Here is a 10,576-nt window from a genome sequence, read left to right as displayed (position 1 = left end):
CTGTTTCCGTTTTTCGGGTAATCAGTTACAATTTAATAGATGAATGATGCATGGATTACAAAAGGAAAGTTGGGAATCTGCATGCAAAGAACGAGATATGGGCGAATGGGAAGGACAGCTGCACTTCTGGCAGGACTGGCTGTTATTGTGCTTCCCGGCTGCAATTCGAACGAAACGCACCCGCCAGCGGCAGACGCGACTGCTAGGCAAAGTCCTGCGGTAACGAGTAGGATGACGACGGTTTTGCCTGAGAAGAAGGAGCAAAAGATTGTCTTGGGCTTCTCTCAGCTTGGAGCGGAAAGTGCCTGGCGGATGGCTAATACGAACTCCATTATGGAGGCAGCTAAGGAATTGGACATTGAACTGCACTTCTCTGACGGTCAGCAGAAGCAGGAGAATCAGATCAAAGCGATTCGTTCGTTCATTGCTCAAAAGGTTGATGTAATCGCTTTCTCGCCGGTTGTGGAGTCGGGCTGGGAGCCCGTTTTGAAGGAAGCGAAGGACGCGGGAATTCCTGTTATCGTGACAGACCGAGCTGTGGATGTGTCCGACCCATCCTTGTATGTGACATACATGGGCTCTGATTTTTTAGAAGAGGGACGTAAAGCGGGTAAATATTTGCTTGATAAAATGGCCGGTCGCAGCGGTCCGATTCGGATCGTCGAGCTTCAGGGAACGGCAGGTTCGGCACCGACGATCGACAGGAAAAGGGGCTTTGAGGAGATCATTCAGCAGAACCCTGATATGGTCATTACGAAATCGCAAACCGGGGATTTTACGAGAGCCAAAGGCAAAGAGATTATGGAAGCCATGCTCAAGTCGGGAGGCAATCATATTGATGTGCTCTTTTCTCACAACGATGATATGGCTATTGGGGCTATCCAGGCTATCGAGGAGTTTGGCTTGAAGCCGGGGAAAGATATCATCATCGTCTCCGTTGACGGAGGACGGTCCGCCTTTCAATACATGGTCGATGGCAAAATCAACTGCATCGTGGAATGCAACCCGCTGCTCGGACCGCAGCTGATGCAAGCTGTCAAGGAGTTGGAGGCGGGCCGCATTCTGCCGAAGCGAATCGTAAAGAGTGAAGGCGTATTCACACAGGAAATGGCTGCTAAGGAGCTGCCTAATCGGAAGTACTAGCCTGCTGAATAGATTTGCGGAAGACGGTAGGTGCTGAGCCGCTCCATTTGTGAAACAGCTTGGAGAAGTAAAGCGCGTCGTTGTAGCCGACGGAAGCGGCAACCTGGTCAATCGTCATAGACGTCGCGAGCAGCTGCTCCGCGCGTTCCATCCGTATCTTCAGCAGATACTGCATAGGCGAATAGCCGGTCACTTGTTTGAACATTTTACAAAAATGAGTGCGGTGATAGCCGACCGTCCTTGCCAGCTGCTCGATGGATACCGACTGAGTAAACTGCAGCTCGAGATAACGGATGGCTTGTCCGACTTGGCGGTGTCCTGCGCTTTCGTGAGCCGATTGTGCAGGCCAGGGATTTCGCTCGGCGTTGGCTAGCTCATGGAGCAGCAGACGAAGCCAGCCAGCCGACTCCATATCTTCGACCGCCGGAGGCGCGGTTTGCGGGAAGCAGGAGAACAGGCGGCGGTATAGATGGCGAATTTTTTTGGTATTGCTGCCCGAAATGATCGGATTAGCGGGTGAAGCTCCTAACACAGAGAGAGTAGGCAGCGCCGAGCGTCCAGTAAGTGCAACCCACACATAATGCCATGGCTCATGGGCATCAGCTTCGTAGCTGAACAACTCCCCGGGAAAAATGATGAAGCTATCTCCGGTTGTGCAGGTATAGGTCTGGTCTAGTTGTGTGAATGTTCCCTTGCCGGATAATACGGTATGAATTAAATAATAATCGTGAACGGCCGGTCCCATTTTGTGCAGGGGAACCGGCCTTCCTTCTCCTGAGAATAAAACAGACAGTTCTCCAGTGCTTGTGTGGGGATTAATCGTAACGGAAAAGTAGTGGTGGTCTGGATTCATAAGTCCTCTTTGTTATGGGATTAGGTTGTGTTACGTGACTGTTAGGTTACTCTAAAATCCTACAAATGTCCATATTGCTGCTCGTTCTTTCCATTCCGTAATAGGGTGCCGGAGTTTATAGTGAAGGTACGGAAGCAAGACATGATAGAGAGCTTATGGAGGCGATTAGGAATGTCTAAAATTACTTTTTTGGGTGCGGGAAGTACGGTTTTTGCCAAGAACGTGCTGGGGGATTGTATGTTTACGCCTGCTCTGCAGGGCTTTGAACTGGCTTTGTTCGACATTGACCCGGGCCGGCTGCGGGATTCCGAGAGTATGCTAAAAAATCTCAAGATGACCTCCGGCAGTACATGTGAAGTAAAGGCTTATACGGATAGAAAGGAGGCGCTGCGTGGAGCGAAGTATGTGGTCAATGCGATCCAAGTGGGCGGATACGATCCGTGTACGATCACCGATTTTGAAATACCGAAGAAATATGGCTTGCGTCAGACGATTGCCGATACGGTGGGGATTGGCGGCATTTTCCGCAATCTGCGTACGATTCCTGTCATGCTTGAATTTGCTGCAGATATTCGGGAAGTATGTCCGGATGCTTGGTTCTTGAATTACACGAATCCCATGGCCGTGCTTACCAATGTCATGAATACGTACGGAGGTGTCCGCACGGTGGGCCTCTGTCACAGCGTACAAGTCTGTGTTCCGCATTTGTTTGAGCACCTGGGACTTGACCAGACCGGGGTGCAGGCGAAAATCGCAGGCATCAATCATATGGCATGGCTGCTGGAAGTGAGCAAGAACGGAGTGGACCTGTATCCGGAGATCAAGAAGCGGGCGGCGGAGAAGCAGTTGGAGAAGCACAACGACATGGTTCGCTACGAAATGATGCTGAAATTCGGCTATTATATTACGGAGTCGTCAGAGCATAATGCCGAATATCATCCATATTTTATAAAAAGGAATTATCCGGAGCTGATCGACCGGTTCAACATTCCGCTGGATGAATATCCTCGACGCTGCGTTGAGCAGATTGCGGGTTGGAAAAAATGCGAGATGACATCGTGAATAATGCAAGCTTGACTCACGAGCGCTCTCACGAGTATGCGTCTTATATCTTCGAAGCGATGGAGACGAACGTGCCGTTTAAGATTGGCGGCAATGTGATGAACACGGGCCTCATCACGAACCTGCCGCGCGAGGCTTGCGTGGAGGTGCCATGCCTGGTGGATCGCAGCGGCATCACGCCAACCTACGTAGGTGATCTTCCGCCCCAGTGTGCGGCGCTTAACCGCACGAACATCAATACGCAGCTGCTCACGATAGAGGCTGCTATGACCGGCAAGCGCGAGCATATTTACCATGCCGCGATGCTGGACCCGCATACCTCGGCGGAGCTGTCGATGGACGACATCGCCATGATGTGCGACGAGTTGATTGCGGCGCACGGGGATTGGCTGCCGTCGTATAAGTAAGTGGCTAGCGGAGCACAATTACCTATCAACCACAAGAAAGGCCAAGAAGCTGCTGCCGGAATACCGGCATGCTTTTTGGCCTTCTTGTTATTTCCTAGATGGGGAATTAAACAGAACCCTCAAAAGATTCACTACACTGTCCTAATTAAAGCTATTCCTTCATGCTCAGGTCCAGCAGTGGATCTGACTGTGTGAAATTGCCGATGATGTGTTCTCGAAAGACTTGCAGAAAGAACTTGGGTGAAAGTTGATCTCTGCCTCTCAAATTAAGTCGAATGTATTTTGACTCCACCGCTACCTGGCTGGGGAAGAGCCCCACCGAAAAACTTGTACCTTTTTTAAATGGTCCATAAGGTCCAACTAAGAAGAAGACATTATCACTCAAGTCTTGGGTAAATGTCTTCCTTTTTGTCGTTATTCGGTTATCTTTCCTTTATCCTTACTCAGATATCTCCAATATTCGTTTTAAATTTATGGAAAAAACAGGAATCGAACCTTGCAACTGCATGCCAAGCAGACCCGAGCATGCAGCGATACCATACCCGTGTCGATGTTTGAGTTCACTGCTTTTCACAACTTGAAGGGCTAGAAAACCGTCTAATACTTAAATGAATTAGTTGCATTTCGAAAACGGCGAAAAATTTTATACGCAGTAAATAGCCATGTGATGTCTGAAGACATTGTGACACAATCAAAAAATAAAAAAGGGTGTGAAACATGAAAAAAATATTATTAGTTTGTATTATAATCATGTTGTTGCTAGCATCGGCTTGTGGAAATGTTGAAATAACATCAAATCCAAATACTTCTAGTGAGCCTAAACCTGGAACGGATGAGTCTATTATAAAACCATCCGATTATTGTTCTGTAGAAAGTATAAATTTGGATAGTGAAACTGAAAAATATTTCTATGGAACTTGGAAAGTTGAGAAGCTTTTAGGATTTGCAAATTCATATAATGATGCTTCTGAATATCCAACAGGGCAGAAATTTATTGGAGATGAACTTATAATCCAAAAAGACTTTTTTTCATCAAAAGGACTAAAAAACTATAAGAAGTATCAATATGAACTGAAAAATCCATTATATGAGATTACATCGACATGCTATAACTCTGACTCTTTTTATAGATTTTATAAAATACATATCCCAGACTTACATATAAATGATGTAGTAAAAGTAATAGGTATAAGTGACCCTTCTACAAAACTTGGCATACCTATAAGTTTTTTTGTTATTAATAACTCAACTTTCGCACCTAATAAATCAGCGTAAGTCCAGGTGCGTACTGGATTTGTGATCGATAAGATACCCTGCTTGAAAATAGAAAAACACCGCTTCCTTTGGTAAAGTGAGAGTGTCGAAGTCACACTACTACCACACAGAAGAGGTGTCCTCTATATGATAGAGCAAAAGCTATCCATTGATCAACTGCCAGCAGAAATTAAGTTGGCTTTCCAGGAACTGAAGGTCATTAAACACTTGAATGATGCTGGCTTCAAAAAGAAGTTCGGCTTCACCTGTGCGACCTTGTTCCGAATCATATTTGTACTGTTGTTTCAGCAGAAAAATTGGTTTCGTCTGCTCGAAAGCCCTCAGGGCACAAATTATCCTGGGAAAGATGCGGTCTATCGTTTTCTCAATCACAGTGGATATGCTTGGCGACGCTTTTTAACACTACTAAGCCATGAGACCGTTCATCGCATGGAGCACCTTACCTCTGACAAGCGCGAAACGGCATTCATCTTCGATGATTCAATGTTTGAACGTAACCGAAGCAAGGCTGTCGAGATGCTCGCACGCTTTAAAGATCATGCCACAGGAGCGTACTATAAGGGTTTCCGCATGCTAACCATGGGATGGACAGATGGACATTCCTTCGTTCCAATTGACTTCGCGCTTCTCAGCTCGAACAACTCCAGCATCAATGGGATCGCCGACGGTATCGATAAACGCTCGTCAGGTTACAAGCGTCGGAAAGAAGCGCTGCAAAGTGCTCCAGATAACATCGCCGCTATGCTGGATCGCGCTATGGCTGCCGGTCTTTCCGCGTCCTATGTGCTCATGGATAGCTGGTTTACTCACGCGCCACTGATTCAAGAGATGCGTAATCGCGAATTACACGTCATTGGCATGGTGAAAAACGATAGAAAGCGATATCTAGTAGATGGGCATCGCATTTGCCTGAATTCACTATATTCACTTGCGGCTCGCATCGAGGGAAAGAACCGGCACATCCTTCGGCAGATTCGGACGGAGCTAGCTCCAGGGATCCCCGTCATGGTTGTGTTCGTCCGTCATCGATCCAAGAAGAAGGAATGGCTAGCTATCCTCTCTACCGATCTTACGTTATCTGCTTCAGACATCATTCGGATTTACAGAATGCGTTGGGAAATAGAAGTCTTCTTTAAGTGCGCCAAATCCTTGCTGCGCCTGCAGAAGGAGTTTCAAGGACGCTCTTACGATCTGCTTATTAGCCATACAACGATCGTATTCGCGCGCTATATCTTACTGGCTTGGCAGCATCGCCAAAGCACGGATCAGCGGACAATTGGCGGTCTGTTCTATTTGTTGTGTGACGAAGTTGGCACGATTGACTGGGTCGTTGCACTTCAACAACTGGTCGAACTGATGAACGAAGTTGCCACAAAAGTTGGGAAGAGAATCTCAAAACTGATCCATCGTCAACTCCACGATTGGATAGCCGGTTTGCCTAGCTACATCAAGGTTTATTTGCCAATTTCAAGCTGCGAAAGTTGAGTTAATAACAATAGACTTATCTTATTATCAGAGGCAACTATTTTTGAGCTTAAAAGAATTACTGATACAGATCTATCATATAAAATCCCGAGGATGCCTTAAGAGCATATTTTACATTTTTATCTAAAGAAGATTGGAACGCGATGGCATCTTTATATGGCGGCACAGAATTTTCTGAAAATTCAACAGATATAAACAACATTGGGGAAAATCAACCTTAGGGGCATAACATTACATTTTCCCCTTACTTTTTAATTCACCTGCGTTCAGGCATATGTATAAATCCCCCCAATTTCGTAATGTGTCCAAACTATTATTTACATTTTGTTGTCTATCTTTTTGGGAAAATAACGAAGAACAGCTCTGTCTCTCATGTGAACAGAACTGTTCTTTTGGGCATTGTTCCACGGAAAGGAACGATACCGTCCCTCGAAATTAGCCCAGTCGATCATCTTCGTAAGACCTTGCTTCGCGTCAACCTTGGCACACGTCCAGTAAGACGACGAAGTCGTGTTTACTGTCTGCTTGCGATCAACCGCCGAATGCGTCGCGGAATGCCTGGTTGAGCGCAGGCAGTTCTACGTTCCAGAGCGGCGCGATTTCCGGGCCTACGTTCTCGTCGAACCAATCCGAGAGTGCTTTGCGGTTGCTGCCGTTCTCTACGATAAACGGCAAATTGAGCATCACTTTTTTGATGTACAGCTCTTCAGCCTGCTTCATTTGCTCTGGGGAAATCCATGTTTTGAGACGTTTGGCGGTTCTGTACAGCTCTTTGCTGCAAGCCCGTCTGATTCCACGGGCGGTCGGAAACTGCTGTTTATGCTTTTCGTTCGTTTTGTTCATCATCGCCGTTGCTACACCCTCTCTATGCTATGTGTATGCATCTAGAGGGCGGATAGCTACAGCTGCTGCGGCAGGCAGGAGCCCATGTTGCACAGAAGCTAGTCGATGACTTCAATATATCCGATCATCGGACCGTTATGCGCTTCATCGGCGTGTGCCAGGCAGATCAAACGGTAGGTGCCTGTCTGATTAGGGGTGAAGGAGACGACAGTCGTCTTGCCTTTCTTGACCTCTCCTCTAACATTTAAGCCTTCGATGAGGAACGGATGACTCACTCCGTTAACGCCCAGGATGTTAAGCTTAACATGCTCGCCTTTGTGAACGACGATGCTCCCCGGATCCCATCGGTACGCTTCGATTTTTTTGCCATCTGCTGTGGTGGAGGAGAATTCCCCTGTGACCATGTGGAAGGTGCGTTCCACAACAGGCTGTGCATCGGCAGGAAGAAGCTTCACACGGTTAGCATACAGAACGCCTGCAGCGACGATCAGTAGAGCGGCGGCTGCAAGAACAACATGCTTGCGCTGAATGATCCATACTTTAGACACGGCGGGTCGCCTCCTGTTTAGTGAATTTTGTACATCATATGCAGGGGCTTGTCAGTGCATGTCTAACAGGCTGGACCGTCACCACCACTTGGCGGGGTAAGAGGCTTTGGCTGCGCGATGATACCCATAGGCGACCAGCACAAGGACGATGGAGCCGATCAGCACGGGTGTGAAGAGGAAGCCCCAGGAGGCGCCGGTTGTCATCACAACCAGCGGATCAGCCCCGGCGGGAGGATGCAGCGTGCGGGTAAGCTGCATTAGGGTGATCGCCGCGCCGACGGCCAGAGCCATGCTCCACGCATGGTCGCCGAAGGCGAAGAGCGCGCACAGACCGACCAGCGTGCTGAGCGCATGCCCGCCGACGATGCTGCGCGGCTGTGCGAGCGGGCTCTGCGACAGCGCAAAGGCGATGACGCAGGAAGCGCCGAAGGGCGCCATCAGCAGCGGGAACCGGGCGGAGTCGCCCAGCAGGCTAAGGAGCCAGATGGCCAGAAAGCCGCCGAAGCCCGGCAGGAGCTTCAGGGCTGTGCTTTTAATGGATGTTGTCATAGGATAGTGCACCTCTTTCCAAGGAGTTGCCTAGATGATATCATCAGCATATATATTTGAAAAATGAATGATTTCAATATGTCATATTTGATTTTTCGATAGGTGGTGGTGGTAATGATTGAACAGATGGATGGACGAAGCATGAGGACGTTTGTAGCGGTGCTGGAAGAAAGAAGCCTTAGCAAGGCGGCTGCGCGGCTCGGCTATGTGCAGTCTACGATAACGGCACAGATTCAGCAGATGGAGCAGCTAATGGGAGTGCGCTTGTTTCAGCGTTTGCCTAGAGGCGTTGAGCCTACGGAAGCGGGCAAAGCCATAGCGCCGTTTGCCTATCGATTTTTACAGCTGGGGCAATCTCTTCAGGATCAATTAAGCGGTCTCGACGAGCCGAAGGGGCCCGTACGCATGCGGGCTTTGGAATCGTTTTGTGTACCACATTTGCCGCAGCTTTTACCGGCGTTTATCAGGCAGTATCCGCAGATCGAGCTGCATTTCGAAACCGGCTTTCAGCACGATATCGTGGAGGAAGTGAATGCTTATCGGATAGATTTGGGAATTGTTCCGAGTGATCCGCAGCTCCCACAGATGGAGTTTATTCCTTTATTTTCGGATGAATTGGTGTGGGTGGCGGCATCGGAGCTAGCGTGCGGTATGCAGGATGGAGAGTGGGGGAATCTCCCGCAGGTTAAGGTCATCAGCTATGGCGGACGGTGCATCTATCACCACATCGTGGAGAGAGAGCTGCAGAAGAAAGGCGTGATACACTTTTCCGTAATGGAATTCGATAGCTTGGAAATGATCAAGCAAACCGTGATTTGCGGAATGGGTGCGGCTCTTCTGCCCTTTAGTTCGGTGCAAGCTGAAATTGCGTCTGGTCGTCTAACGCGTGTGAAGACGGACACATCGATACCGATCAATCATGGACTGATCTGTATGAAGGACAGAGAACTCAGCACCGCGGCTAGAATTTGGAAAGATAGGCTGCTTGACTGGTTTCAAACCTAATCTCATAAGCAGGTTCAAAGTGGTTGACATGTATAGGTCTATGATAGAATAGGATAGGTTAGGATCATGCAGATATACAAGCTATCGAGAGAAGATCCGGCTAGTATGTGTGGAGAGAGGGCTATGAATGGGTGATTTGATTCACAGTGTTCTGTTGTACTTGGAGAGTCTTGGCTATTGGGGGATTTTCCTTGGTCTTATGCTGGAGGTAATTCCCAATGAATTGCTTTTGGCTTACGCAGGATACTTGGTTTCCAAAGGAGAAATCAGCTTTATCGGCGCCATTATATGTGCGGTTATCGGAGGGACACTAGCTCAAATTGTCCTTTATTGGATCGGACGCTACGGTGGCAGACCTTTCCTTGAGAGGTACGGCAAGTATTTGCTCATCAGCAAGCATCATATTGATGTTGCCGAGTCTTGGTTTAACCGGTATGGAACGGGGATGATCTTCACTGCGCGATTTATCCCGATTGTCCGTCATGCGATTTCCATCCCAGGCGGTCTGGCAAGAATGCCTTTAGGCAAGTTTACGTTGTATACCGCACTAGCGTTGGTACCATATTCGTTCTTGTATGTGTACCTAGGTATGGCACTTAAAGACAACTGGGAAAAAATTGATGAGGTGGCGGGGCCTTATATAAAGCCTCTCATTATAGCTGCAATCGTACTCACGCTTTTATACGTTGCCTATCAATTTTTTATGAAGAGAAGAAATAGAGCATCTTAGTCTTTCTTTCAAATGAAGCGTGTACACACAACCGTTTGGAGCTTTCGCAAGCATTTGCTACAATATACTTAATCTAAATCGTTACAGGAGGCCAGAAAAAGATGAGTACTAATCTCGCTAACAAGCTTCGCACAGGCATTAAACCGCAGCAATTTATCGACGGCATGGAGAAGAATCAAGAGCAGTTTCTTGCATATTACAACAGCTTTGAGTGGGCAAGTGAGGATGACAAGGAGTTTTTCGAACAGTTAAACAACCGCGATGACCTGCGCTGCCTGATTCTTTGCGCCGATTGGTGCGGAGACGTGGTGCGCAACGTTCCGGTCGTGTTCAGAGCATTGGAAAACAGCGGAGTGCCTGTTGAAGTGCTGATTCAGGAGCAGAATATGGACGTCATGGACCAGTTCCTGACCATGGGCGGCCGCGCCATTCCGATTGTGATTTTCACTGATACGGGCGGTTTTGTTTTAGGCCAGTGGGGTCCTCGTCCGAAGCATGTACAAGCGGTTATGACCCAGTTCAAGCAGGAAAACCCTGACCGCGAAGCGCCGGATTATAATGAAAAAATTCAAGTCGCCAGAGCTGAGATGGGCCGTCAATACGGTGAAGGCAACAGCTATCATGCTGCGATTGTGCAAGAGCTTCGTGAACTGATCTCTACGTTTTAAGCTTTAGG

10 protein-coding genes and 1 pseudogene are annotated in these 10,576 nt (G+C 48.0%); 7 read left to right on the top strand and 4 right to left on the bottom strand.

What is annotated here, in order from left to right:
• Positions 1–81 precede the first annotated feature (81 nt).
• Positions 82–1,143: an ABC transporter substrate-binding protein gene (locus tag L0M14_RS23360; RefSeq protein WP_235118908.1), complete on the top strand. Its 1,062-nt coding sequence runs from the start codon at positions 82–84 to the stop codon at positions 1,141–1,143.
• Here the strand turns inward: L0M14_RS23360 and L0M14_RS23355 are convergent.
• Complete coding sequence (locus L0M14_RS23355; protein ID WP_235118907.1) at positions 1,127–1,996, bottom strand: AraC family transcriptional regulator; 870 nt, start codon at positions 1,994–1,996, stop codon at positions 1,127–1,129. The two genes, L0M14_RS23360 and L0M14_RS23355, sit on opposite strands and share 17 nt — an antisense overlap.
• Before the next feature lie 171 nt (positions 1,997–2,167).
• Between L0M14_RS23355 and melA the strand changes: the two are divergent.
• The 3 genes and pseudogenes from melA to L0M14_RS23340 all read left to right on the top strand — a co-directional run bounded on the left by melA (position 2,168) and on the right by L0M14_RS23340 (position 6,225).
• Positions 2,168–3,465, top strand: a pseudogene (gene melA / locus L0M14_RS23350) (alpha-galactosidase).
• 717 nt (positions 3,466–4,182) lie between these two features.
• Positions 4,183–4,740, top strand: a complete 558-nt coding sequence (locus L0M14_RS23345; RefSeq protein ID WP_235118906.1) for a hypothetical protein — start codon at positions 4,183–4,185, stop codon at positions 4,738–4,740.
• Between the two features lie 126 nt (positions 4,741–4,866).
• On the top strand, positions 4,867–6,225 hold the full coding sequence (locus L0M14_RS23340; protein ID WP_235117563.1) for an IS4 family transposase: 1,359 nt from the start codon (positions 4,867–4,869) through the stop codon (positions 6,223–6,225).
• Between the two features lie 531 nt (positions 6,226–6,756).
• On the opposite strand, the gene L0M14_RS23335 is transcribed toward L0M14_RS23340, so the two are convergent.
• From L0M14_RS23335 to L0M14_RS23325, 3 genes are all read right to left on the bottom strand, one after another.
• Positions 6,757–7,068 carry a dehydrogenase gene (locus L0M14_RS23335; protein WP_235123012.1) on the bottom strand — a complete coding sequence of 104 codons (312 nt, stop codon included), beginning with the start codon at positions 7,066–7,068 and terminating at the stop codon, positions 6,757–6,759.
• Positions 7,069–7,166: 98 nt separating this feature from the next.
• Positions 7,167–7,616: a cupredoxin domain-containing protein gene (locus tag L0M14_RS23330; protein ID WP_235118905.1), complete on the bottom strand. Its 450-nt coding sequence runs from the start codon at positions 7,614–7,616 to the stop codon at positions 7,167–7,169.
• A 78-nt stretch (positions 7,617–7,694) separates the two neighbouring features.
• Complete coding sequence (locus tag L0M14_RS23325; RefSeq protein ID WP_235118904.1) at positions 7,695–8,165, bottom strand: HPP family protein; 471 nt, start codon at positions 8,163–8,165, stop codon at positions 7,695–7,697.
• A 114-nt stretch (positions 8,166–8,279) separates the two neighbouring features.
• On the opposite strand from L0M14_RS23325, the gene L0M14_RS23320 reads away from it, so the two are divergent.
• The 3 genes from L0M14_RS23320 (at position 8,280) to L0M14_RS23310 (ending at position 10,568) form a co-directional block, all read left to right on the top strand.
• Entirely contained in the window at positions 8,280–9,170 is an 891-nt protein-coding gene (locus tag L0M14_RS23320) for a LysR family transcriptional regulator (protein WP_235118903.1), read from the top strand.
• Positions 9,171–9,297: 127 nt separating this feature from the next.
• Positions 9,298–9,900, top strand: a complete 603-nt coding sequence (locus L0M14_RS23315) for an undecaprenyl phosphate transporter UptA (RefSeq protein ID WP_235118902.1) — start codon at positions 9,298–9,300, stop codon at positions 9,898–9,900.
• Positions 9,901–10,001: 101 nt separating this feature from the next.
• A complete protein-coding gene (locus tag L0M14_RS23310) occupies positions 10,002–10,568 on the top strand; it encodes a thioredoxin family protein (protein ID WP_235118901.1) in 567 nt (188 codons plus the stop codon).
• Positions 10,569–10,576 lie beyond the last annotated feature (8 nt).

Origin of the sequence: Paenibacillus hexagrammi, from assembly GCF_021513275.1 — a bacterium.
Classification (GTDB): Bacteria; Bacillota; Bacilli; order Paenibacillales; family NBRC-103111; genus Paenibacillus_E; species Paenibacillus_E hexagrammi.
Note: the sequence above shows the minus strand (reverse complement) of the source record. Positions and strands in the feature narration are given on the sequence as shown.

Excerpts from the sequence above, each read along its gene's own strand:
- L0M14_RS23315 (WP_235118902.1), top strand. The coding sequence starts at position 9,298 with ATGGGTGATTTGATTCACAGTGTTCTGTTGTACTTGGAGAGTCTTGGC.
- L0M14_RS23310 (WP_235118901.1), top strand. The coding sequence starts at position 10,002 with ATGAGTACTAATCTCGCTAACAAGCTTCGCACAGGCATTAAACCGCAG.
- L0M14_RS23345 (WP_235118906.1), top strand. The coding sequence starts at position 4,183 with ATGAAAAAAATATTATTAGTTTGTATTATAATCATGTTGTTGCTAGCA.
- L0M14_RS23325 (WP_235118904.1), bottom strand. The coding sequence starts at position 8,165 with ATGACAACATCCATTAAAAGCACAGCCCTGAAGCTCCTGCCGGGCTTC.
- L0M14_RS23355 (WP_235118907.1), bottom strand. The coding sequence starts at position 1,996 with ATGAATCCAGACCACCACTACTTTTCCGTTACGATTAATCCCCACACA.
- L0M14_RS23340 (WP_235117563.1), top strand. The coding sequence starts at position 4,867 with ATGATAGAGCAAAAGCTATCCATTGATCAACTGCCAGCAGAAATTAAG.
- L0M14_RS23320 (WP_235118903.1), top strand. The coding sequence starts at position 8,280 with ATGATTGAACAGATGGATGGACGAAGCATGAGGACGTTTGTAGCGGTG.
- L0M14_RS23335 (WP_235123012.1), bottom strand. The coding sequence starts at position 7,068 with ATGAACAAAACGAACGAAAAGCATAAACAGCAGTTTCCGACCGCCCGT.
- L0M14_RS23360 (WP_235118908.1), top strand. The coding sequence starts at position 82 with ATGCAAAGAACGAGATATGGGCGAATGGGAAGGACAGCTGCACTTCTG.